Source organism: Agrobacterium genomosp. 13 str. CFBP 6927 (assembly GCA_900012615.1).
Lineage (GTDB): Bacteria > Pseudomonadota > Alphaproteobacteria > Rhizobiales > Rhizobiaceae > Agrobacterium.
The window spans coordinates 200,662-224,316 of record LT009757.1 but is presented as its reverse complement, the minus strand read 5'-3'; the positions used below and the strand labels follow the sequence as shown (position 1 = coordinate 224,316).

Here is a 23,655-nt window from a genome sequence, read left to right as displayed (position 1 = left end):
TTCGTAGGTTAGCCTATGATCGGTAGCCTCGAATGGCGGGCAGAAGCTCCTTCGGCCCGATTGGATATTGACAGCTTTGTACAAGTTTCGGCCGTGGGACATATTCATATAATGCTTCGGTCTATGATCAGAGTCATACACGGTAGACCGGTATCGTAGGTTAACTTTGCTTCCAGCAAAACTTAATTTCCTTAGCCGATCGTCGGCACATGAGACCCTAGTCGTTTCTCAAGTATGAACGCGTCTAGCCTGCGTGCCATCCAACGATACTTCTCCGCAATGGACGGACGCCTTTTGTTTTCTGAAAGTCCCCGCTCGATGATGGCCCTCAGAACATTCAGTTTTGCGATCGCCTCTGGCTTCCAAGCGTCATTGTCGTCGTTCCAGTCAGCAAACAGATTTAGATAAGGGACGTCGTAGGCGTCCTCTCTTACCAACCGTTGAAGGAGCATGTTCCGATCTTTTGATTGTACGACGTATGCCTTTGCGTCGGCCATCACATTGTCACTAAGCATAACGCGAGGATGCAAGCTGATGTTGGTTTCTAGTTGATAAGCCTCGACTAGAGCGGGGCCGAAAATAACCTCGGCTGTATGGAGGATGAATCCTCTGACAATAGCACCCCGAAAAAGCATGCCCAGACTGAGTAGCTCTTGGCTGAAATTGTTTATCAAGCCCATGATGTGAAACAAGCCCGCAGGAGAGACGGGTATCGAAATCACGACGTTGTCTGAGAAACTGGTGATCTGAATGCCGATCTCTGGCGATCTCGCAAGTTTCGCCCGCCGAGTGATTCCGTCCAGAGCCTCATGTACCGCAGTGATAAGCTTGGGTTCCAACGCCGTTTTCGAGATGATGCTTGAAAATCCCAAGACGTCGATGAATGCCAGATAGCATTCGCTGTAGCCTGTTGGGGTAGATTCAAGCTGCGATGTCTTGGGGTTCATTGCGATGAGCCTTTAGGACCGTCTCGAAAATGCTCTTTGCCAGAAGAGGTGGGACTGCGTTCCCGACTTGCTGTTGTTGAAATCCGATTGAACCCTTGAAGACGAAGCTATCGGGGAAGGACTGAAGACGGGCTGCTTCCCTGACGGATAAACCCCGGTCCTGGTGGGGATGGATCAGCATGTTCTTTCGGAAATTTCCGATCACAACTGACGGAGCATCCGGACGGAGACGGCGGTAAATTCCTGTGTGGCAACGCGTGCGATCCTGATAGTTGGTCATCATCTCTTCTGGTATGTCCGCCCAATTGCCCCCTTGGGGGATGTAGGGGTAACGCGACACCACATAGTCGGAGTTTCGAGACACAATATTATTTTCGCTTTCGAGAGCTCCGTGCCGCATCAACCGGGAGTAGGTTGACACGGCAGGCCCGCGATAGGGAAGGCGGGAAACGCTTGCTCCGTTTACAAGCTCGGGCAAGTCGGCGATCGCTTCATCGACGCTCACAAGCGCGGTTCCCGGAGGCGGCGAGGGGAGCGCGGGCGCATCCTCGCCGAAACGGCCGATAAGGAAAAACCTCGATCGAACCTGTGGTACGCCGAATTCGGCCGCGTTCAGCAGCCCCTTGGTCGTGCCATACCCTAATCCTCTAATATCTGCCTCTACCTGCTCGGCGAACATCCCGCCCTCGGTCTCGAGGATTCCGCGGACATTTTCAAAAATTACCCAACCAGGTCTGATCCGTTTCACGAAGTTGATGAACGACTTATAGAGCCAGTTTTTGTCGTTTTCGACAGACCGTGTCTTCTGATTTGATGTGGAGAATCCCTGACACGGTGGCCCACCGAAGACCACTATATCGCGGCTGTCGAATGGAACGGAAATGTTCAACAGGCTCTGTACGTCAGCCTGCAAAACGAAGGTATCCGGATGATTGTAGGCGTAGCTGGCAAATGCAGACGCATCGAAGTCAATCGCAAGCTTTGTTTTAAGACCAGCCATTTCAGCACCGAGCGACATGCCGCCAGCTCCTGAAAATAAGTCGATGCCAATCATTCCGCTTCCAATCACAAATTGCCACTAATACGATGCTGACTAGAATCACCTTGCAGCTCACCGGTTGTAGAGTCGTGGCAGCTGATTCCTGTGTCAATCCTTTTCAAATCTACCGGACGGAACTTGGTCTTGGGAAGCATGAACGCACACGATGTTACCCCTTATCCAAGTGAGATCGCTCCGTCATTGCGGAATCTGGGATACAGCCTGAAGACAGCAGTCGCTGATTTGGTGGACAACAGCGTGTCCGCCGGTGCGACGGAAGTTCAAGTGTCGTTCTTCTGGAACGGAGAGCTCTCGTATATCAGAGTCAGCGACGACGGTGGTGGCATGGTCGAGTCGGCGCTGCAGGAGGCGGTTCGCTTTGGACGTGACCCAAGCAAGGAACGGCAACCCGGTGATTTAGGTCGTTTTGGACTCGGTCTCAAATTCGCAAGCTGGTCCCAATGCCGGTGCATCACGGTGCGGTCAAAAATGACGGGCAGGCCGCCCGCTACTCGACGTATTGATTTGGACCACATTCTTTCGACCGACCAGTGGGAGGTATTGGAAGACGCCAGGCCTGGCTCTGACGAAAGGCTGGATACCATCGCGCGGTACACAAGCGGAACGGTGGTATTGTGGGAATGCTTGGATACGTTGAACAATTCCGGGACCTTGGCTTCTAGCGACCTCTTTTGGCAAGCCGTCAGTGAGGTCGATGGACACCTGTCCATGACGTTCCACCGTTTCCTAGAAAGACGAACGTTGAAGATCAAGATAAACGGAAGTGAGGTACGGCCGTGGGACCCGTTGATGGCCGGGCATCCGCAACGATCCTCGACGCGCATTGAATACATCAGAGGACCAAACAACCGGATGGTGATTTTCGAGGGACATGCTCTACCCTCGAAACGCTTCCTCACCGACGAGGAGTTCAAGTCCGCAGGAGGTCCCAAAGGTTGGATACCCGCCCAGGGTTTTTATCTCTATCGCGGTGACCGTCTGGTCCTGGGCGGTGGCTGGTTGGGTCTCAGCAAGGGGACTCAAGAATGGAAACAGGACGCCGCCTTCAAAAACGTCCGTATTTCGCTTGATATCTCCAATGCAGCTGACCTTGACTGGGGTCTCGATTTAATGAAGTCGACGGCGCGACCGCCCGTCGCTTTTCGCCCCCGCCTAGTGCAACTTGCCGACCACGTACGGAGGATGGGGCGTTCTATCTCCGCGGCCGAAAGCAAGTCCTCGAAGATTTTGGTCGGCGGAGACGGACTTTGGAAACGCAAAGACGTAGGCACGGCCTCGCGGTTCACCATCAATCGTCGACATCCCCTTGTGAGGCAGGCGCTGGCGGAGACGACGGAAGCATCTCGCGCGTCCCTCAAATTGCTTCTCGATCTCCTTGACAACACAGCGCCGATGCAGCCGGCGACCGCGGCGACGCCGCAACCGACACCGCTGTCTCCAGAAGAACAATCTCTGATTCAGCTTGCGAAGACAATTTTTTACACTCTCAAGAGAAGCGGCGGCGTATCAAACGCCGAGGCTCTTATGCGACTTCTTGAATTACCCCAGTTTGCCAGCCGACCTGACCTCGCCGAAGCCGGCGCGGCCGAAGCGCGCGCAACGGAGACGTGACATGGCAGAACAGTATGACGCCGCACTTGCAGTGGCCCAAATTCTCATCGGGAACGTTTTGCGCGACGGCCAAGAACTGACCACGGAAATCATCAAAGCCCAAGCGGTGTCGGCTTCGAGCGTATTCGGCGGAGGAATCGACGCCGAGCAACTCGCTGCCGATCTCGTAGAAAAGTTCAAAGTATTCGTGGGCCCCGCTTCGGTGCTTGTCGATGATAGCTCGGCTGAGCCCTGGCTTCCCGGAACAGACCGTTCATCGTGGAAGTACTGGCCGCGATACGAGAAGTATCTTCTTCATTCGCTCCCCAAAACGGTTGTGACGCAATCTGATGCCGATACCGATCTTGTACTTGGTCTCCTCGGCGATCCGCAGAAAGCAGGAGCATGGGATCGGCGGGGTCTCGTGGTGGGCGAAGTGCAGTCAGGCAAGACGACAAACTACACGTCCCTCGTATGCAAGGCGGCAGATGCTGGCTACAAGGTCATCATCGTACTTGCCGGTGTGCATGAAAGCTTGCGGATGCAGACGCAGATTCGTCTTGACGAAGGGTTCCTCGGTAGGCGGAGTGATACTCGTGAAGCAATTGGCGTAGGTCTTATCGATCCAAGTGCGGAGCCAATATCTGCAACGACCCGCTCATTGCGAGGCGACTTTAACAAAACGATCGCACGGCAGCTCGATCTACCTTTGAATTCGGGTCCACCAATCCTTTTGGTAGTCAAGAAGAACGCGAGGAACCTGCAAAACGTTCGCAATTTCCTCGCGGGCACCAACGACGAGGTTCCCGCAAACCACATCAGAGGCGTCCCTCTTCTGATCATCGACGACGAAAGCGATCATGCTTCCGTCGATACTCACGGACAGTCGTTTGGCAACGACATGCAGCCCGACCGGAATTTCGAACCGACGGCGATCAACAGCGCCATTCGGCAAATCTTGCGTTTGTTCGAGCAGAAAGCATACGTGGGATATACCGCGACGCCGTTTGCCAACATTTTCATCCACTTTAAAGGCCTTACGGACAAAGAAGATAAAGACCTATTTCCCAGAAACTTCATCGTCAATTTGCACCCGCCGAGCAACTACTTTGGTGCAACGCGAGCGTTCGGCCTAGAGCGTGACGATGGGCTGTCTCACGGCAATGCGTTGGTTCGGGTAATCGACGGAACGGACAATGACAAACTACAACTCGCGAAGTGGATGCCCGCTCGGCACAAGCAGATACACGAGCCGGCTGACGTGACGAGCGATGGTTTTCCATCGACGCTGAGACGCGCGATCCTTTCGTTTTTGTTAGCCTGCGCGATCAGAAAGCTGCGAGGGCAGGTCACTGAACACAACTCGATGCTTGTCCACGTAACGCGCTTCACGAGACTTCAAAAGCTGGTATTCGACCAGATTGACGAATTCCTCGCGAAAACCAGGCGTGCTCTTAGGTATGAATCTGACGGTCCGGGAACGATCTGGGACGAGCTTCGCAGACTACTTGACGAAGACTTCGGGAAAACGACGGACATATTGCGGATAGAAGGTCTTCAAGACTTGGGCCGCATTCCGGATTGGCGAACAATCGCGCCAACCCTAGCTAGCATCGCTGATAGGGTTCGGCTGAAGGAGATCAACGGCCAGGCTGGCGACGTACTGGACTACGAGAACTTCAAAGGCGAGGGGATTGATGTCATCGCCGTCGGAGGAGACAAACTCTCACGTGGACTGACGCTCGAAGGGCTGACGGTTAGCTACTTTGCGCGGCAGACCGAAATGTACGACACGCTTCTGCAAATGGGGCGCTGGTTCGGCTACAGGCCAGGATATCTCGACCTTTGCAGGCTTTATACCACGTCGATACTAGAGGAGGCCTTCGAGCATATCGCGGTCGCTAGCGACGAGCTTAGGCGTGAGTTCGACTATATGCAAAGTTTGAGGATACGCCCGATAGACTATGGACTCAAAGTCCTTAGCCACGAGCGGCTCAAAGCCACAGCGGCGAACAAGCGCAAGCATGCTGCTGACATCCTCATCTACGACACATATGCAGGTAAGGTCAGCGAGACAAAAAGCTTCAGCCTCGACAAAACCGTGCTCGAAAATAACCGTGACGCGTTGGCAAGCCTTCTCAAGGCCCTCGGTGTTTCCGGCAAGTCGACATCGCCCTTATACACCTCTGGTGATCGGGTGCGGTCTTATGATAAGTCGCTGCTTTGGAAAGACGTTCACAGCAAGGTAATTCTTGAATTCCTATCGGATTACGAGACGGAAAAATCGGCTCGCCTTGCAAATAGCAGGCTTTGGCGGAGCTACATTCTCGAACAACTCGAAGAAAGCGGCGACCTTAAAAAATGGAATGTCGCCGTTATTAACGGTGACGACGATGGTAAGCCCTTCAAAGTCGGCGGGCTGGACATCACAGGCCGAGTCCGTCGTCCCGACATCCTGGTTAACCAAAACTCGGGTTACAGGATAAAGCGTCTCGTCACCAACCGCGATGTCGGCATCGATCTCGATGACGTGGCGTGGGACCGCGCTAGAGGGTACGATCCCACCGACCCTCTCTCTGGAGCCCCCTTGCGAGAGCCGACGTCGCAGTCCAACTGCTTGGTGCGTGAAAACATGGGTCTAAACCCTTTACTCCTCGTATATCTCCCTCATGAGAAAGACTACGATGGCAGCCTGCCGATCGTTGGCGTTGCCATAGCGTTCCCTGGAAGCGAGAGGGCCAAGCGTAAAGCCGTCCGCTATACCGTGAACGCCGTCTACATCGAGGAAAGCATCCGCGGCCAAGAGGTGGACCTATGAACGCGACCGCCGAGAGGGAAAATTCGTCGGAAGCAAAGCTTCTCGTAGCGCTTAAAAACCTCGCGGCCAGCGTGGATACAGAGGCCGACGCTCGAAAGCTAAGCGATCGGCCGCTACGACCCGAAATTTATCTTGAGCAGATGTTGGACCAGTATCTTCCGTCCCGCGGTTTGCCCGACGCGCAACTCGGCTCTCATGCCGGCATGAAGGGCAACATCAAGTCCACCGTGGGCGGATGCACGGTGAGTGACGACGGAAAAAAGCTAGTCGTTTTCAACATGGACTATCGGTCGGCCACGGAACTGTGGACCGCACAACGACCAGCTCTGATTTCTCTTGCTAGCCAGACATTGCGCTTCTTAAAGGACGCCTTGAATAGGACGAGCACGGGTCCTCTCTCCGTCGATGCTAGAGCCGTTGCAGATCGCATAGTTGAATCTTTCGATGACGTCGAAGCCGTGACCATTGTTCTGTTTACCGATGGCGTTTTTGCCGGAAAGGAAATCGATCTCGATCCAATTGACGGCCGGAGCGTGGAGTGCGAGGTGTTCGACATCCGGAGTTTGTCTCGCCTGACCGACCGCTCCGTCCGCGATGTTAGCGTGCCTTTCGTGGATCGTGTTGGAAATCCACTAGCACAGATATCCAAACGGGTGGACGACACCAGTTATGAGTGCTCCCTGATCATTCTCCCGGGAGAATTCCTTGCAGACCTATACGAGGAGTACGATGTCGCCCTGTTGGAGCATAACGTTCGTGCCTTTCTAGGAAGCAGCAACAAGGTGAACGTCGGAATACGCCGTACGTTGAAAAACAACCAGGAACGCTTTCTCGCATACAACAATGGTCTGTCCGCCACGGCTCGCGACGTCGAATTCAACGAGGACCGCTCCGCGATAATATTCGTTCACGGGCTGCAGATCGTAAATGGAGGTCAAACCCTCGCTGCGTTGCATCACGTGAAATATGCGGAGAGGACCGATATTTCGAGGGCAGAGGTAATGATGAAGTTGACGGTCGTACGCGAGGGCGACCAAGCTCAGTTCGTCGGCGAACTGTCGTCTTACGCGAACACGCAGAGCATCGTGCAGATTGCAGACTTTTCGGCCAATCGCCCTTTCCACATTGAAATCGAACGTCTATCGCGGAGCGTTTGGATACCTGGTGAAAGAGGCCTTTGGTTCTTCGAGCGAACTCGTGGACAATACAACGTCGCCCGCTCGCGCGAAGGCAACTCCACAGCTGCCAAAAAGAGATTTAAGATTCGTTGCCCGCCTGCTCGGAAATTCTCGAAGACTGACATTGCGAAGTTCATCAACGCATGGAGTGGTGCGCCTCACCTTGTTTCGAACGGGGCTCAATACAATTACCAGGCCTGGTTGGATCGCGTGGAAGAGGAGGACTGGACGCCCACTGAGGACTGGTACAAAGCGTTGATCGCTCAAGCCATAATCTTCAAGGCTGCGCAAAAGGCTGTCAGAGAGGGAAACTTCCCAGGGTATAGGGCTCAAATCGTTGCTTATCTCGTAGCCCTAGTGGGTGATCGCATTAAGGATGAGATCGATCTCAACGTCATCTGGCAACGTCAGGGAGTCTCGGCCGAATTTCAAAACCTCCTGTCCCTTTGGGCTCCCATGGTGGAGAATAGTCTAAAGCAGGCTGCGGGACGGAGCAATGTGACGCAGTTCTGCAAGCGACTTGAGTGTTGGGATGCGGTGTGCAAGGTGCCGACGTCTACGATAGAACTGACGCTCCCCGAGTCGCGCGAGATCGTGGGAAAGTGAAGGGGCGGCATAGGCGCGACCATTAAAGTCTCCTCCGGCGATATGGTGAGCTGTAACACCACGACTGTGGGCGTGGTCTCCGACGGCGGCCCATTCCGCCATGCTTTCCGTTGCCAGAACGAATTTTCCCAACGCGAGGCGAACGCCGAGTGTACTCTCTCCAACGGTCGCTGGCGTCAAATTCCGGCCACTCGAGCAAGTCAGCCCTCGACGGAAGCAATCCTTTCCGTAGCACCCTCCGCTTTCTCCAATTTCGTCTCGGAGCGCCTAGAGGTGTTTCGGGGCGAAATTTATGGACGCCATGACCTCGGGACGTCAAAGCCCACACCAACCCTCGAGTTGTCAAAAGGCATGACGCAAAGTCACGATCCTGCTGGCGTCCAACTTTCAGATTTTAGGCTTTGGTGTGACAACAGCATTACCTCGTTCCGCATCATTGTAGGCGTCCCAGAGGTCGTGGCCCAGTCTAACTTGGTCCAAGACGAACTTTACTTGCACCGCGTCGAGTTTCTCTAAGTGTTCGCTGAGGTTTGGAATCCGATCGCTGTAGTCTTCCACTAGGATTTCGATCCATGCATTGCGTCTTCCGGCATCGTAAATATTTCGAGCGAGGGTAGTGTGCTCGATATTAAGTTCCAGTGCCAATTTCTCAATCTCCTTTGCGATCAAGCTCTGAAATACTGGACCGCGTAGTCCTGCGAGAGCTTCGAGTTTGATTAGTCTGGATGATCTCACTGTCTTGTCGCGCAAGCGACAAGACAGTGAGATCATATCGAGCCATCTTGGCGGTGAAACTGCCGTCTCACCTAATAACGTCATTAAATTGACGTTAAATTTTTGGTTGTGAATGTCAAAATGCGGATGTGGCAGTTCCCTTATATCGTAGACCTCGTAGCTGGAAGACAAACCGTATCCAGAAAACTTTCTCTTCATGCGTAAGGGACCGTCGCCGAAGTAAATTACGATTTGACGAAGTTCGAACGGCTTGGTCCATTGGCTTTTTGCGAACGCCATCGCTGTTCGGTAATTGATCATACGCCAGCCCATCGCCGGGTGATTGGTGGATTGAAATTCTAGGTGAAGAAAACGACCGTCTTCGAGTTCGTACCAGTCGTCAGCAAACCGCGGAACGCCTAGCAACAGGTCGGTGCTTTGCTGGTTGATGACTTTTTCACCAAACAGGTTTGCAATTATTTCGCTCCCGTCGGAATCGAAAATGTTCTTCAGATTTAAATCGTATGTGCCCATTTGCACCTCCGATAAATCGTTTAGTGGTAATTTATTACCGAAAACCTTGCGAGCTGATGCCTCCTTCGGTAGTTGGTTAAATCCGTTAAAGTCCAGCATTTGATCGCAAAAACTTTGTGGTAGCCCCTATCACTTGATGTACAAATCGGAAGTTCTTGGAGAGAACAATGGTTAACGCTGCCGTTTTGCTCTCGTCGTTAATTGAGCGTTCTCTCCGGAAACATGATCAAGAAAAATCGATATCTCCAGCCGCATTCGCAACCAGCGATGCAGCGTCAATCAGTGGCTCGATCCGCGCGCGATCGTAGAAAGCACAACCACCCTCCGCAGTTGAGATGGCCGGCGGCACCGCATTGCCTCTAATCAGACTGCGGACCTGCCGTTGGCTTAGCCCAGTCGCTTTGATGAGCTGGTTCACGGTGACATAGCGTTCTCGGAATTCAGCCAACTCTGTTCGCGACGTCACGCGATAGAAGACAGCTCCATTGTCTGAGCTCACCTCGTCAAAGCCAATCAATCGATTGTTCTGAAGAGCCCAAAGACTTCTTTGGGAAATTTCCAGAATCCCCAGAGCTTCCGCGTTATCGACGTGGATGCCGAAGAATCTGGTGTTCTTTAGTTCGGACGGATGGACCATAACGTCATCGAGGAGCGATGGTCGTCCACTAAGTGCGACACGTTTCAGTTCGCCTCTGACGATTTTTACGATTAGATCGATCCGATTAATTCCCATTCGCTCGGAAACTTCTTTGATCGACTGCATCTCTGGCTCAAGCGCGCTGGTGGCGGCCTTCTGGATGGCTTCGTGGAGTTCTTTCACTTCGACTTCGGAAATCAAACGGGTGTTACGTCTCCCACGATGACCGATTTGATCGAAGTCCAAACGACGCAATACACCGGCGGCAGTGAGTTGGCTCACCAACATGGGTTTGCATCTCAGGATATTTGCCGCCTTGCGAAACTGGATCGTGCCGCCGGACATCCGGTTAAAAAGCGCCAGCGCGCTTACGGGGATCGCCTTCGTGTCAATGTTAGCATCGACGAGCCGACGCCGAACGACGGGCGGGGACAACCCGGTCACAGCAGCAATATGCGCGACCGTCGTCCATTTTTCCTCCTGTGTACGCGCAAACTTTTTCACTGAGGCCGTAAGGGGATATCTGTCAGCCACATGAGCCTGGAACAGTTCGCAGATTTGTTGATAGCTCTCTTTGTGTTGGCTTTGCCGGATATGGGTATAGAAGCGGCCGTAACGAAGAAACGTGCCTGCAGCCGCACCTTCTGAAATGCGGTCGAGAGCTTTGTGAAATTGGTCCACGCCTCCCGCCAAGACTTCATACCCAACGTCGGTGGCATCGCCGATAGCGTCTCGCGTCAGCAGTTCAAGGGTCTGGTCTCTGCCGTGAACTAATGCCACTCCAAGGACGCGGCTGATGTTGAGAACTACCGCGGTCTCAAGCTGGTCGATTAGCGGCCCATGAGAACCGTTGCTATAAAATCGGTCACCGATAAACAAATCGACAGGGCCGGCCGGCCGATCGGAAAGTCCAGAAGACAGCCTCTGAATTTCCTCCTGTTCGACATCGAGTTCCACGCAGAAGTCGAACGAAGGACTGGTTTTGCGTCCGGGAAGCTCGACAAGTTCACAGTGGTGGACATGACAGATGCGATACGGCTTCAAGAGCCAAAGTGCCCGCCGATAGCGACGCGTTCCAGGAATACGATCGTCGCACAGCTCGTCGGCCTCAAAGCATTTTGGGCAGAAGCGAAGGGTATTCCTGAGCAGCAGGGCCTGTTCAAATGTCTGCCCGAACAGCGTCGTCGACCGATAGGACGTAACTGCGGTCGCATGGCGTGTCAGCTGCTCGCTTGGTAGGCCGACCAAAGACGAAAGCATTTCCATGGCGTCGGGCTTTCCGTGGTTCAGACCATGGAAGGACATCCCATACGCTTTGCAGAAGTAGCCTAGAGGACTCATGCGATTGGCTTTCGCCAAACGGGAAACAAACCCCGGCAGGACCTCATCTGCGAAGAGTGGAACTTGCAACATCGTTTACTCATCTCCCAATTTAATTCTTTGTGAGGTCCGGCGGCTTGAGTTCGGTCCGTTCACGAGTGTCGTTGTCAGCCTTCCGTTTTCATCAACCTCTCGAACGATGTTGAACCAGTCATCGGCGATGAAAACATTGGTGTTGTCATCGCAGTTGCTGAGCCGTCGATACCCGTCAGCGAAGTGATCGTGGTTGATGACTTTGTGGTGGAAGGTCTTGTCATCGAAGATGGCGCTTTGAATTGATAGCTTCATCAATTGCACGACCATTCCGAACCGCTGTAGACCGCCGTGCATGAGCCGCGTGATGAATTTCCTGGTAGGTTTGAACGAGAGTGTGAAACCGACGGTGGAACACAGCTCATTCAAAACCGATGCTACGAAGGGGATTTCGTGCTCCGTAAGCAATTCCATCTCGACGACACGGGTTCTCCGCGATGTTTGCTGATGAGGGTCAGCCTCGATGACACCCATCATGTCGTCCACGCCGCTCAGGATTAGCCAAACTGGCCAAGTGTCGGACTGCATGATGGCTTTGATCTGGTTGGCCGGATGCTCTTTGGACTTGCTCGTTGGGGCGTGGAGAACGTGCTGAAATTCATCAAAGAAGACGATTTTGTACTCTTTGACCATCAAAGCGTCCCGCAGCTTGTCCCAAATTGCGGTTTCGTTCTTGAGCGCGCCGCCTGGGTAGCCCGCTGCCTTGAGTGCATGCTCTCCCAGCGACTTCATGGAACATCCGGCAGGTGTTTTCACCCATAGGCAGGCCTGTTTGCTGTTGCCGTACCGGTCGACATAAGGTCGAAGACCAGGGTGGGTTTTGAGCCTATGTCGGATCATTGTGCTCTTCCCGCTGCCGGATTTGCCCGGCACGGCAATCGCATATCCCTCTGGCATATTGCCTGCAGCGATCTCGGAGATCATGATGCTGAACTCGAGACTGAACTTATCGTCCATCTTCGTCGCGACGTAGAAATTTTCGAGCTTGGCCAGAAGCTCGGAGCGCATGAGTTGGACTGGGTCCATGGTTGAACGAAGGAACTCAAGCATGGAATTGGCGGGCTGAGGGCTCATGAGATCACTCCTTCGTTTCGACACGCAGATTGACTGAGCCGATATCCAGCTCGTCGTCATCGTCTACGGATGGACTGGACGACGGCGAGTTCTTTGTTGTCTTAGGTTTGATCTTCTGAGGAACGTCATTTGCTGTGCGCTTATCGTTCGGCTCCTCCAAGACATCCGGGTCAAAGGTTCCGGTTGGGTTCATAGGGTCGTCCCCCGAGACTCTAGCGAGAAGGTCGGTGGTGCCGTCTGAAACTGGGCGCTGGGATGGATCAGCGAAGTCGACGTAGAGGTGCTTGGACCACTGCCAGTTCATCATGTTCTTGCGTTCGAAGTTTTTGATGGTTTTGTCAGTAATCAGTGGACCACCGATGTCGTGTGCCAGCCGCGTTTGTTCAGCGGTCTTTTCGACGGCCGCCAACGCGTCGGCGACGATCTGACGCGCGCGCTCCTTACCAGGTGCGCGCTCTCCGAACTTCTTGCGGAGATAGATGACCGTCTCCATCCACTCCGGGACCGATACTCCTTTGAAGCCTTCAAATGTGGCGTATGCGTCGTACCAATTGTCGTCGCGCGGGTCTTTGAAGGAGATTGCCCACATGTCTCGATCGTTCATCCGTACTTCCACTTCACAGTTGAGTTTGTGCATCACGAGGTCATCGAGCTCCCTTGATGCGTAGGTGTTCCCAAGGATAGTGATCCCGCGACGGCCGATCGTTCGAAAGAGACGGATGCCAAAGATGTCTCGGTACTGCTCCACAGTGGGAGGAGGCGGAACCGCGCGCTCCTGTTGCGAGCCACGATACCAGCGCTCAAGCGGCGTCTCACCGCTAAGGGATCGGTGTGGCGTGTTGTGATAGCAAACGACGATGAGCTGTACGAGAAGTTCGCACAGCATCTCGCGAGTGATGTGAGCGTGCTTCTCTGGCTTGTACTGTCCTTTCAGCAGGATGTTCCCGAAAGTCCGACCCGAGAAGAAGTGCATGTAGCGGGTAGACAGAGATTTAAAGAACCGTTCTACGCGGCCGCGAAGATGGGGGTGCTTGCTCGGAGGAATCGCATGCTTACCCGTGAGAGCCTGGACGACGAGAGGGAACTCGTCGTTTGCGAAGCCTGCTCCAGCATCAGTGTGTACGCGGTCGGGAACTCCACACTGAGGCCATTCGATCACGTCCTGTGAAAGCGCGGTCGTGTATTCCTTGTCACGGACGGCCATGGCCAAGGTGGCAATGGATTCTGCTGCACAAGGCGCGCCAGCAAGAACACGCATCCCAAGGATCGAGCGAGAATATGCGTCGAGAGCGACACAAATCCAAACGCGCTCGATTTTTTTGATCCGGTCCTGGATGTCCAGGTCGAGCAACTCCCAGAAACCGAACATTTCGCAAATTACCATTAGGTCCAGGTTCTGCTCATCCATCTCCACGACATGGAGCGGATAACGCGGTTGAAGACCTTTGCGGCTGATGGCGTGCTGACGTGTGGTGAGCTGATGGTCCTTGTCACGGGCGAGTTTTACGACGAACTCGTCCATCGCCTTTACCATGCGACGGAAGGTGCCATACGAGCAAAGCCGGCCCGGGTTGTGATTGACCAATTCACGCCGCGCATGATCGCGTTCCAGCTTTGAATATGCTGCCCACATATTCGGGACGTTTTCGCTCAAATATTCGCGGATGTACGTGCCGAAATACTTCAGTTCCTCTGCGGAAAAACTGCTGCCAAAAGCTACGCGCCCACGATGGTTCCATACGAGGCTGCAATCCAAACGATTACCTCTCTGAAAATCCTTTACCCAGCGACGGAACTGACGGTGGGATACGATCCCACGCTTTTTGTTGCCGCGCTCCTTCCGGGCGTCATCGGCTTTTTCGATCAGTGACGCGTTCTCTAAGCGAAACTTGCGGAGAAACTGCTTGATGTCGTCGTCAGACTTCGTAAGCGTTCCTTCTTCAAGCTCCTCCAGAAACTGGCGCACCGCGACCGTTTTGAGGGCAACATCCTCGCGCAACTTGTCGAGTGACCGTTTGGCGGAACGCTTAATTGCACTCTCTTTCGAGAAGTAACCCCTCTCGATGACCAATTGATCTAGGTGGATATATTCGCGGATTTCCGACCAAGCCAGCACGATGGTATTTTGAGGCCGATCGTCATCAGACTTGATGACCACCCCTTCTTCCAAGCGCTCGTCGAAACGGTACGGACGTCCAAAGAACTCGATACGATCATCGGCCCCGATTTCCGTGTAGGTCACCTTTTGGGGATCATGTTTTTTCTTCGTCATTCAGATACCCTTTGCGAGAGATACGCGGGAGAGGCGCGTCATGATCATTTCTTCAGCATGCGGATGGTCGTGCTGAAGCTCGTTGTTGTCGATAAGGGCCCATACGGCGGTCCAGCTATCGGCGAAGGTGATCGCCGGATAGAGCTCGGAAAACAGGTCGAAGAGCATTGCCGTACCCCCCATCATTCGGAGCTTTTCGATCAGCCGTTGGTTCGTCGCTTCATTCTGGAGCTTGCGTGACCGAAGGCGCTCCTCGGCGCACAAGACGGCGGGCTTGTTGATTGGGCGGTCGGTGTAGAGGTGAATGCGATGCGCGAACCTACCGAGGCATTGCTTCATCAACAGTTCATGGATGATAGTCAGATCGCGGAGGTTGTCTTCCGCTCGCACGAGGTACAGCGACCGACAATTGTTGTCGAAGTCAGCGCAGATGTCGGCATAGTGATGGCACAATTTTCCTTGATGTACGAATGGCAGAGGTCCGAACTGCGTGCGCACACGCACAACGCGCGGGTTGCAAGCAAGCAACGTCAAGAGGCCAGCTTCCAACTGGCTTTCGAGACGATGACTGGCCCCGCTCTCCCCGAACGGCATCGTGATGCGGTTGCTGACAATGCTCATTCGTTCTTCTACAGGGGTGCTGTCAGGCTTGTTTTTCAGGGAGATGTCACGGTCGCCTTCAACGATGACCGGATATGAGCGACCCTGACGGTGACGGCTGTCTACGCGGCCTTTGCTGCCAGACGACGCGAAATTTGTCGTGCGCACATACGGGACGGCGAGGAAATCGCGTCCTTTACGGCGCTCGTGAAGAATCTGAATAGCAAGCGGAATCTCGACTTCCATGCTCTACCTCTCCCCATGCGGGACCGCTCCGCGAGCCTCTCGGCTGCAGAATTGAACACGCCACCAGCCCGCGTTGCGGACGGATGACAGGTCTGGCTGCTGATGCGGCTACAGACGTATGAGGGGCGAGGAGGTGGTGACGCCGGCGCGGCAAGCGAGCGTCATGAAATCACGAGACCCGTCATTCTCGTGACTGGAATGTGAGATCACGTTGAGAGTGGTCGGATTTTTCGGGGCAGTAAAATTGAGCATCCCGGTTACCTTTTGGCCTCATTGCGGTCGTCCCGCAGGCCAAGGCATCTTTTGGCCTTGCTCACGGAGACGCGAAACATACCTTGTTCAATATTCGCATGGGTCGTCTCCCAGGTTGACACCCGGCGGTATGCGACGGGTGTTTAAACTTGGCGACATGTTCCCATGCGATGGTTACTGGCTAGTTAACGTGGAAACCGCTCTATGTTCCGGTGAGGGAGCGGTAACCGAAGTCGACAACCACGAAAAGGTGTTCGGTCACATACAGGGTGTCGTTGGGTGGGGTCGGCATGGCACTCCTTTCCGCACTCTGATCCACTTGCGGGCAACAAAGCGGCAATAGCGATAAGTTGAACGAGCGAAGCTCGTGCGTCCCTGAAAGGAATTATTTGGCGTTACCGGGCATGGAGCATCTCCGTGAGCGACTCGGGAAACAAAGCTCTCTCCCGGATTAACCCACCCCGGGGAGCATGCTCGTACGGGGTGACACCGTACTCCGATGCGGGGACCGTTGTCGTCCTGGGCCGCGCGCGCTCTGGCAAATCCCGTGTTATCCGGCGGACCATGCAACTGTTAGGTCGCCGCATCAGATTTGCAGCTGCCTGTTTAACGATCTTTTGGGGTCCGTCAACTGAAATCGATCGAAAAACGAAAATAATCTAAGTTATTGTTATAATGTAATAATTCTAAGATTTTAACTATTCCCGGAAAGTTGGTTATTTTCCGGGGTTTAACAGCGGGACAGCACATAACACTGGTAACGGACGGTTCATGGTGGCAGCGATTCGATCGCTTGATTTCAGAAAGGGAGGGCTAGCAAATGACCATGAGCATCTGCCCGGAGCTTCTCTCTGCCACTTCTAAGGTCCGCAGCTACCGTTTCAACCACCGCTCCGCCGAGGTCCGATCTTTTTAGATGCCCCACAGAGTGCCCATAACGGACATAAGGAGCCACAATGTCTTTGAAATCCCCCAATATCTTTCGCGCTTCTGAGGCTGTGCACGCCCGCCGGATTCTCGCGGCCACATCAGCCGTGTCCGAACTTATGCTGAAGTTGCACGCTGACGACCCGGACCGATCGCTTGACGGTGTTCTGCTTGTGGTCAGCGATAAGGGAGTTGCCCTCGTACCCAAAGGGAAAGCCATTGCAGGAAATTGGGCGAACATTCCGATGCCGCAGGTACCCGGGTCCGGCATCTATTGGCAGCCTTGATGGTTGAGGAAGGCGACGTCGAGTTGGCGATCAAGGTATTGACGGTGCGACTGGCAGAGGCAGATGAGGCGGAAAGGCTTTGAACATGTAGTGGACGGTAAAACATGAGGCGGGCTGGCGTTACGGCAGGCTTCCCGAGCCTCGGGTTTGTTGAACATCCCCTAACCGGACGCCCTGGGATGACAGTGGTCTGCCAGTAACCGCTCGACGGTAAGGCTTGGCCGGCTGCACAGATATCGCATCGCAATGTCGTCGTGGCGGACCGCACGGATGGTGTCTTGCCTATGAGCCTGCCACCTTGACCCCTGCAAGAAGCTTGGAGGGGTTGAAGTATGATTTATAGAGTCGTGACGTACTGGAAGTGTGGCGATATCTACTCAGTGTTCGACATCGGTGCCTTTGAGGACAAAGCAAGGGCTTACGAAGTGGGTTCCCAGGTCCTCGCTCTGCAATCCTCAGCTGGAAAGCCGGTTGTTAAGTTGAGGAATGCGGCGGACTTCGCAGTAGACAATTCCCACGTAATCTTTTTTAGGTCGACGCATCCCGGAGAGGTCGATCCAGACATCGATCTACCTGGGCCCTTGGATCATCTCCTTGAATCGGGATGGAAATTTGTCAGAGCGGCAAACCCAGTGGTGGCCAGAAATCCGTTGATTAATAACGACATATCTGGTGCTTCGAACTCAGCGTGACGTGTAAATTGTAGTAATTTTTATTCGGCTTGAGGCTGTCTGGTTGAGCGAGAACCAAATAGGTACCTTGCTCACGAAGCATCTCGGCTATTGCGGCGTTCTTGATCCAGATCGACGGGGAGAGGTAATACTGTTTTTCACCATCGGTGACTCGTGACGAATGGCGAAGCGCTTGACATGTGGGTGAGTGTTCTGTATTTGTTCCGCTCATGAAAAACTTTACCCGCCTCATACGAATAGGTTGATCCACTCCCCGCCGTGAGTTTCACGGCGACGATCAACAGTATTGCGTTGAGGAATTCGATAATGGGTATCGCAGATGCCGCGAAGTTAATTCGTGCAAACCGCAATTCCGCATCAATCCGTGATTTTGAACCTTCGGCGACCGTCAAGTGCGATGGACCGGCGATCTTCCGTTCTCAGGTGGCGAGAGATACCGCCTGCCTTTTTGACGTGAACCCCTCGATCAGCTCTTGGCATTGTATGCCAATGTCACTGGATTGCGGGAGAGGTGCCCACGTTCCAGATTTTGGTATTGTTGACGATGACGGTAGTCGGTTTTTACTCGATGCACCCGACAGGGTAATGACTATCGATATGATGGATATTGAGACCTGCGCCCACAGCCAGGGATTCAGGTATCGGCGTCTGGTCCATCAAGAAGTCTATGACGGGTACCGATTGCAGAATGCAAGGGACCTGCTTCGCTACGGCAATCATACCTTGGCACTCGGCGACCGCCTGAGATTGCTCGCAGCATTGAACGAGCACGGCACCCTTACCGTTGCCGACTGCTTGACGGTCTTTGCTGAGACGAGGCCAATTGCCGCGCTCGCCCAGTTAATTTTGCGCGGATTCGTAGAGGTAGACCTCGATACAGAATTGCTCGGCCCGGAAACGTTGGTCCGGCGAATACGGTCCTGACTGAGACGTCAGCCTAGTCCGCTCTCTCTGTTATCCGAGGATCACATGCAATCTTACACAGCCAATTTGATGGCGAGCTTCGATCCGTATCATAGCTCGAACCTTGAGATTGACCTCCCAACTCATTTAGCGATGGTCTCGATGACGAGGCCGATCCGGCATCTTTTAAGGCGGCAATCATCGTTCGTGGCGGCTTTCGTTTTGCCGCCCAACGCTGAGGTGCACTCATTCAAGATGGCCGCCAAATACCTACTTGAGAGCAGCGCGTCCTTGGACGGGGACAAGCGCAACTGCTTCGTTCTGGTCGTGGATGAGGAACCTGACCTTTCGGACGAGTTTTCGGGCTTTAGAAAACTGCGAGACCTAAAGCGCGCGATCATTCTACTCGAGGACCACGACCTTCTAACCAGCGAAGTCCGCATTTCCGCAGACATTGTGGTTTCCTTGCCCGCTCCGTGTTCAACTGACTATCAAATTGTAGTCCGGCGAATGGGCTTGGGGACACTCTCCAATGCTGACGCAGATTTCCTTGCGAGCCTATCGCCCAAGCGTGTCGAGCTTGGGCTGAGGCGAAACCGATCGCTGCAGGCCAGCCTAGACCGTTTGCGACGATATCCACGGACCGAGCAACCAAGGCCGTCGTCCGACACCGCACCAGCAGGACCGACACTCCATGATCTTGCGGGCTACGGTGACGCGAAAGCCTGGGGCATTGAGCTTGCTGACGACCTGGTGGCGTGGAAAGCGGGTATGCTGCCTTGGAGCGATGTAGAATGCGGTATCTTGCTGTCGGGTCCTCCGGGGGCTGGAAAGACGTCGTACGCAGCTGCGCTGGCACGGACTTGTAACGCCGAGCTCATCTTCGCATCGGCAGCAAGGTGGCAGGCGAGGGGTCATCTTGGCGACCTTTTGAAGGCAATGCGAAAAGCATTCTCGGAGGCCGCGGCCCAAGCGCCGTCAGTGCTGCTAATTGACGAGTTCGACAGTTTCACAAGCCGCAACGACCGGACCGGTAGCAATGACAATTACCATAGGCAAGTGGTCAATGGGCTATTGGAACTGTTGGACGGGGCGCAGATTCATGAAGGCGTGATCATCGTTGGTGCGACAAACTACCCAGAAGTAATTGATCCGGCGCTTCTGCGTGCGGGCCGGCTTGAACGCCATTTTACCATTCCGCTTCCGGACGAGCGCGGACGTGAAGACATCTTCCGGTTCTATCTCGGCAAAGAACTCGCTCATGAGCCACTGGAGACTGTCGTTTTGGCCAGTGAAGGCTGGTCGGGCGCAGACATTGAACGATGTGTGCGCGACGCTCGTCGCCGTGCGCGGAAAGCAAAGCGTTCGATGCTGATTGCCGACCTCGTAGCTGCCATGCCGCCCGTAATCCCAGTTCCTTTAGCTGTCCAGCGCTGCGTAGCCGCTCATGAACTAGGCCATGCAATTCTCGGTGTTCTGTTAGAGACAGAGCCATTGGTCGCGGTCTCGATCGAAAAAACCGTTCGTGTCGACAAGTCGACCCAGACGATGGGAACTACCGTGTTTGAGGAACAGCATTTCAATCGACGGACTGCCACTCACTTTCGAGACAAGATTGCAGTTCTGTTGGGTGGTATCGCTGCGGAGGAAATGCTGTTCAAGGATTTCGAAAACAGTGGCGGCGGTGATCTGTCGGCAGACCTAAATCGCGCGACGGATATCGCTACAATGTTGGAGGTCACCTGGGGTCTCGGAAAAACGCTAACCGTCGAGCCTGATAGCAGCCCGCGCGCTCTGGCTGGATATCGTCATCGGCGGAGGGGTGTCGCTAAGTCTGTTGAAGCGACATTAAAAGATGAATTTGCGCGCGCGAAATTGTTGCTTGAAGAATACCGGAGCGTTCTTCTTGATCTCCACGCTGAGCTGGTACGCGAAGGAACTTTATCCGCCGACGTCGTTAAGGCGGCCGTAAGAGCGCATCGGGAGAGCAGCGTTGTCTCTTAGACCGGAACGCTGGCAGACGCGTTCGGCAACGAAAGCAGCGGTCGGCGAAGGTTCATCGCTGCATGTAGGCGCGGGCATCTTTGGCTGCGCTTCCAATAGGTCAGCGATAGGCTTCGATCATCGATTTCGTAACATCCTGTGCGAAACAGATTGGGGCATAGCCGCCGGGCTTTGAATATGCACTTCGGTTGCCACATCTTCGGCCCCTGCGATCCGTGCTGTAAGGGCAGGCGCATGTGCCGGGATAGCTGGCGACGGATTCGGCGATGATCCGCTGGATGATTATTGGTGGTGATAGTGTTGGCGGAGGCTTGCTCTTTGATTCCGAAGGTTTTGAGATTTCCTCTCGCTTGGGCTTGTCATCCTGCAAGAACCTGGTTGCAACCCATCCTTCCTTTTGGGTCAGAATATCCTTGATCCTAGACCACTCTGCTTCCGACTGAAGGAGGTCGACTTTTCGTCCTCGATCTAGTCTATCAATGATTTGGGCCTTTGTGTTTGGCGCACCGCGCAGTGCGACACCACTTCCGCTAACAAACTTGGTTCGTATTTCTGCGAAATTCGGCGATCTGGGCGTCTCGCCTCCTGGAGACAAAGTTGTTGTGGAAGGGGAGGTAGGTTGTTGGTCGCTCATTGTCGACGGCGGAGGTTCCAGGACGCGCGCATCAGTTGAGAAACTTGGCTGTGTCGTTACGCCGGACTTCGACGGCGTTTCCCCCAATTTCGAAATCCCGAATAGGATAAGTCCACAAAGCAGCCAGTACCGTTTTTTCATAGAAAGCCCCCGCGGCATATTGCCGAGGGCTAAAATGTTCTGCAAGTAGCATTGATGGCCACCCTCAACTTAATGGTTAATTTCGAGGGCCGATGCCTAGAGGTGGTAGCTTTCTTGGCTTTTGGGGACGTGTATGTGAGAGGGTGAGAAGCAGCCCGTTTTGTCAGCTCGGAGGAAGCTCGTCGATAAACCAAATTCAGTGGAGATTTTCGACGACAGTCCTGGCACGCGTTCCTTTCTGCCGAATCGGTTCATGCTGAGGCAGCTTCAGCTTCTTCGATATGCTGGGGAGTTGGATTTTTTGGACTGAGCAAATTTCTCGTGTAGCGCGAATCGCGCATCACTAATATATCTCTGGTTATTGCTACAGTTTGCGAGCGCTTCTGTGAAACTAAAAAAACTCCAGATCGAAAATTTCCGATCCCTCAAGAACCTTGAGGTCAACCTCGAAGAGTAGCCTGAGCGCGCCGGTAAACGTCGTTGTCTTCCAATGGCCGTGCGGGACCGGTGAGCGGCATCGATCTCCGCAAAGGGCCCGTCCGCGAAGCCGAGACATCTTCGTGCTCAAGCCGGTTTCATCGATGAAGACGAGCCGCGCCGGATCGAGATCGAGTTGGCCGTCGAACCAATCCTGACGACGTTTCAGGAGGTCAGGACGCTCCTGCTCCAGTGCATGTGCGGTCTTTTTTTGAAAGTCCAGCCGCGCTTTCGCAGCCAGACGTCAAGCGCGCTGCGGCCGATCGATACGGCTCTGTCCTGACGCAATCGCACAACCATCTCGTTGAGCGTAATATCCTTTTCCTTTTCGATCATGCCGATGATGAAGTCCTTGTGCGCATCGAGGCGTGAGCCACCGCGTCGGCCCTGCTTCGCAGGCCTCAACTGACCCGCCCGTGCGCTGGCGATCCAGGCGATGGCCGTTGAAATACCAATTCCAAATCTGGCCGCCGCTGATCGCGCCGACATGCCATCGCGTGACGCAGCCAAACGCGGCTACGCAGATCATCACTAAAAGCTCGGGTCATATTGCCTCCGACCAAATCAACAGTCGGGGCGATGGAATCAGAATTCGGCAGCCAGGGGAATCCTCAACCCGATTCCGCGTTCAATGGACGCGCTCTAAATTCAGACCCTGGAACTAATGCTGTGGGGTTTTTCTGTTCCGCAGCCCTCGGCGAGTGGTTTCGGACCATGACATAGAAAGGTAGGCTTAATTTGGCACCCGTGGGCGGAACTTTCGAAGGCAATCGTTATTCGGAGGGGGAGGTGCTTGCGAGAAAGCGCTTGTCTTGGCTTGCGACTTTCCAATTTGCGAAAATCCCTTTTCGCGCTTTTTGTAATTCACTTTCAATTAGTGTCAGAAAAGCATCGGAATGGTCCACTGTGCCCGCTCTATGATTTTCCAGAAAAAGTGCTTGCTTCAATGCAGCGTTTATTGACCGTGCATTTGACCCAGTAAAGAGCAGAGAGTGCATACCTTCTGGAGTTATAGCCTCGAAAAGGCCTTCCGACATCTCGATGATCTCAAAACCGACAGCGACGGCAGGGGCTTCCTCCTCAAAACGGTCGTTGTCGCATTCATCCCAAATTATCGTCCGTTGGTGGCAAGCAAAATGGAATTCATAGAGCCAGTCGCGCTTGTCGTCGCGTAACGTGTTGGCGAACTTTGAAATGATGTCATCCGGAAAATCATTGGAATTACGCGGTTTCCAGAACCTCTCCTCTGGTGTGAGCGCTTCGTCCATTCAGGCCATCCTCGAGCATGATCGCAGTTTCGGCATAGGCCCTTTTGCTAACCTGAATTTGCTAATGAAAACTAACCGGCCGAAAAGTGTACTTGTACATGAAGGCAAGGCAGGCTGGTAAATTGCCGACTTCGACCGTCTTCACTGCGACATCGGTACTGGCTTTCTGCGGGGTTTACTTTTGGAGCAGTTTTCTAGGACCCCGACAGAGATTGGTCGACATAATGTGGGATCGTCGCCCGACAGCGGGCGAGCTCGCGAGAGCGCTGTCGACTCGGACGCAAGCTGAGGAACAACTAAGTGTTGCCGCAGCCAACAGTGCATCCCGGGGGAGTAAGGTTAAAATGGTATATCAAGGACTCGCTTCTTGGTGTCGGTCCG

The 23,655-nt window shown here is 54.0% G+C and carries 16 protein-coding genes and 1 pseudogene; 7 read left to right on the top strand and 10 right to left on the bottom strand.

The window, feature by feature from the left end:
* Positions 1–191: 191 nt before the first annotated feature.
* Complete coding sequence (locus tag AGR13A_RS15390) at positions 192–947, bottom strand: hypothetical protein (protein WP_080837205.1); 756 nt, start codon at positions 945–947, stop codon at positions 192–194.
* Positions 922–2,001, bottom strand: a complete 1,080-nt coding sequence (locus AGR13A_RS15385) for a DNA cytosine methyltransferase (RefSeq protein ID WP_080837203.1) — start codon at positions 1,999–2,001, stop codon at positions 922–924. Before AGR13A_RS15385 ends, AGR13A_RS15390 begins: the two co-directional genes overlap by 26 nt.
* Positions 2,002–2,139: 138 nt before the next feature.
* Between AGR13A_RS15385 and AGR13A_RS15380 the strand changes: the two genes are divergently transcribed.
* From AGR13A_RS15380 to AGR13A_RS15370, 3 genes are read left to right on the top strand one after another with little or no spacing between them, the layout of a single operon-like run.
* A complete protein-coding gene (locus AGR13A_RS15380) occupies positions 2,140–3,618 on the top strand; it encodes an ATP-binding protein (protein ID WP_080837200.1) in 1,479 nt (492 codons plus the stop codon).
* 1 nt (position 3,619) lies between these two features.
* Complete coding sequence (locus AGR13A_RS15375; protein ID WP_080837197.1) at positions 3,620–6,415, top strand: Z1 domain-containing protein; 2,796 nt, start codon at positions 3,620–3,622, stop codon at positions 6,413–6,415.
* Positions 6,412–8,199, top strand: a complete 1,788-nt coding sequence (locus AGR13A_RS15370; protein ID WP_080837195.1) for an AIPR family protein — start codon at positions 6,412–6,414, stop codon at positions 8,197–8,199. The genes AGR13A_RS15375 and AGR13A_RS15370 overlap by 4 nt, the downstream gene beginning before the upstream one ends.
* A gap of 387 nt (positions 8,200–8,586) precedes the next feature.
* Here the strand turns inward: AGR13A_RS15370 and AGR13A_RS15365 are convergent, their stop codons facing one another.
* From AGR13A_RS15365 to AGR13A_RS15345, 5 genes are all read right to left on the bottom strand, one after another.
* A complete protein-coding gene (locus AGR13A_RS15365; RefSeq protein ID WP_139786076.1) occupies positions 8,587–9,447 on the bottom strand; it encodes a hypothetical protein in 861 nt (286 codons plus the stop codon).
* Between the two features lie 226 nt (positions 9,448–9,673).
* On the bottom strand, positions 9,674–11,497 hold the full coding sequence (locus AGR13A_RS15360) for a TniQ family protein (protein ID WP_080837190.1): 1,824 nt from the start codon (positions 11,495–11,497) through the stop codon (positions 9,674–9,676).
* 3 nt (positions 11,498–11,500) lie between these two features.
* Entirely contained in the window at positions 11,501–12,571 is a 1,071-nt protein-coding gene (locus tag AGR13A_RS15355; protein WP_167377557.1) for a TniB family NTP-binding protein, read from the bottom strand.
* A 4-nt stretch (positions 12,572–12,575) separates the two neighbouring features.
* Positions 12,576–14,843, bottom strand: a complete 2,268-nt coding sequence (locus AGR13A_RS15350; RefSeq protein ID WP_080837186.1) for a DDE-type integrase/transposase/recombinase — start codon at positions 14,841–14,843, stop codon at positions 12,576–12,578.
* On the bottom strand, positions 14,844–15,689 hold the full coding sequence (locus AGR13A_RS15345) for a hypothetical protein (RefSeq protein ID WP_080837184.1): 846 nt from the start codon (positions 15,687–15,689) through the stop codon (positions 14,844–14,846). It abuts the gene before it with no gap.
* 1,208 nt (positions 15,690–16,897) lie between these two features.
* On the opposite strand from AGR13A_RS15345, the gene AGR13A_RS15340 reads away from it, so the two are divergent.
* The 4 genes from AGR13A_RS15340 (at position 16,898) to AGR13A_RS15325 (ending at position 20,754) form a co-directional block, all read left to right on the top strand.
* Positions 16,898–17,155, top strand: a complete 258-nt coding sequence (locus AGR13A_RS15340; RefSeq protein ID WP_080837182.1) for a hypothetical protein — start codon at positions 16,898–16,900, stop codon at positions 17,153–17,155.
* A 332-nt stretch (positions 17,156–17,487) separates the two neighbouring features.
* Positions 17,488–17,847, top strand: a complete 360-nt coding sequence (locus tag AGR13A_RS15335) for a hypothetical protein (protein WP_080837181.1) — start codon at positions 17,488–17,490, stop codon at positions 17,845–17,847.
* A gap of 306 nt (positions 17,848–18,153) precedes the next feature.
* Positions 18,154–18,771: a hypothetical protein gene (locus AGR13A_RS15330; protein WP_080837179.1), complete on the top strand. Its 618-nt coding sequence runs from the start codon at positions 18,154–18,156 to the stop codon at positions 18,769–18,771.
* Between the two features lie 45 nt (positions 18,772–18,816).
* On the top strand, positions 18,817–20,754 hold the full coding sequence (locus AGR13A_RS15325; RefSeq protein WP_080837177.1) for an AAA family ATPase: 1,938 nt from the start codon (positions 18,817–18,819) through the stop codon (positions 20,752–20,754).
* 100 nt (positions 20,755–20,854) lie between these two features.
* On the opposite strand, the gene AGR13A_RS15320 is transcribed toward AGR13A_RS15325, so the two are convergent.
* The 3 genes and pseudogenes from AGR13A_RS15320 to AGR13A_RS15310 all read right to left on the bottom strand — a co-directional run bounded on the left by AGR13A_RS15320 (position 20,855) and on the right by AGR13A_RS15310 (position 23,274).
* Positions 20,855–21,388 (bottom strand): SH3 domain-containing protein, encoded by a 534-nt coding sequence (locus AGR13A_RS15320; RefSeq protein WP_308400255.1) that lies wholly within the window; start codon positions 21,386–21,388, stop codon positions 20,855–20,857.
* Between the two features lie 595 nt (positions 21,389–21,983).
* Positions 21,984–22,554: pseudogene (locus AGR13A_RS25155) on the bottom strand (IS630 family transposase); the annotation flags it as partial.
* A 225-nt stretch (positions 22,555–22,779) separates the two neighbouring features.
* A complete protein-coding gene (locus AGR13A_RS15310) occupies positions 22,780–23,274 on the bottom strand; it encodes a hypothetical protein (protein ID WP_080837175.1) in 495 nt (164 codons plus the stop codon).
* Positions 23,275–23,655: the final 381 nt, after the last annotated feature.

Coding starts and splice junctions, on each gene's coding strand:
- AGR13A_RS15390 (WP_080837205.1), bottom strand. CDS start 947: ATGAACCCCAAGACATCGCAGCTTGAATCTACCCCAACAGGCTACAGC.
- AGR13A_RS15385 (WP_080837203.1), bottom strand. CDS start 2,001: ATGATTGGCATCGACTTATTTTCAGGAGCTGGCGGCATGTCGCTCGGT.
- AGR13A_RS15380 (WP_080837200.1), top strand. CDS start 2,140: ATGAACGCACACGATGTTACCCCTTATCCAAGTGAGATCGCTCCGTCA.
- AGR13A_RS15375 (WP_080837197.1), top strand. CDS start 3,620: ATGGCAGAACAGTATGACGCCGCACTTGCAGTGGCCCAAATTCTCATC.
- AGR13A_RS15370 (WP_080837195.1), top strand. CDS start 6,412: ATGAACGCGACCGCCGAGAGGGAAAATTCGTCGGAAGCAAAGCTTCTC.
- AGR13A_RS15365 (WP_139786076.1), bottom strand. CDS start 9,447: ATGGGCACATACGATTTAAATCTGAAGAACATTTTCGATTCCGACGGG.
- AGR13A_RS15360 (WP_080837190.1), bottom strand. CDS start 11,497: ATGTTGCAAGTTCCACTCTTCGCAGATGAGGTCCTGCCGGGGTTTGTT.
- AGR13A_RS15355 (WP_167377557.1), bottom strand. CDS start 12,571: ATGAGCCCTCAGCCCGCCAATTCCATGCTTGAGTTCCTTCGTTCAACC.
- AGR13A_RS15350 (WP_080837186.1), bottom strand. CDS start 14,843: ATGACGAAGAAAAAACATGATCCCCAAAAGGTGACCTACACGGAAATC.
- AGR13A_RS15345 (WP_080837184.1), bottom strand. CDS start 15,689: ATGGAAGTCGAGATTCCGCTTGCTATTCAGATTCTTCACGAGCGCCGT.
- AGR13A_RS15340 (WP_080837182.1), top strand. CDS start 16,898: ATGTCTTTGAAATCCCCCAATATCTTTCGCGCTTCTGAGGCTGTGCAC.
- AGR13A_RS15335 (WP_080837181.1), top strand. CDS start 17,488: ATGATTTATAGAGTCGTGACGTACTGGAAGTGTGGCGATATCTACTCA.
- AGR13A_RS15330 (WP_080837179.1), top strand. CDS start 18,154: ATGGGTATCGCAGATGCCGCGAAGTTAATTCGTGCAAACCGCAATTCC.
- AGR13A_RS15325 (WP_080837177.1), top strand. CDS start 18,817: ATGCAATCTTACACAGCCAATTTGATGGCGAGCTTCGATCCGTATCAT.
- AGR13A_RS15320 (WP_308400255.1), bottom strand. CDS start 21,388: ATGAGCGACCAACAACCTACCTCCCCTTCCACAACAACTTTGTCTCCA.
- AGR13A_RS15310 (WP_080837175.1), bottom strand. CDS start 23,274: ATGGACGAAGCGCTCACACCAGAGGAGAGGTTCTGGAAACCGCGTAAT.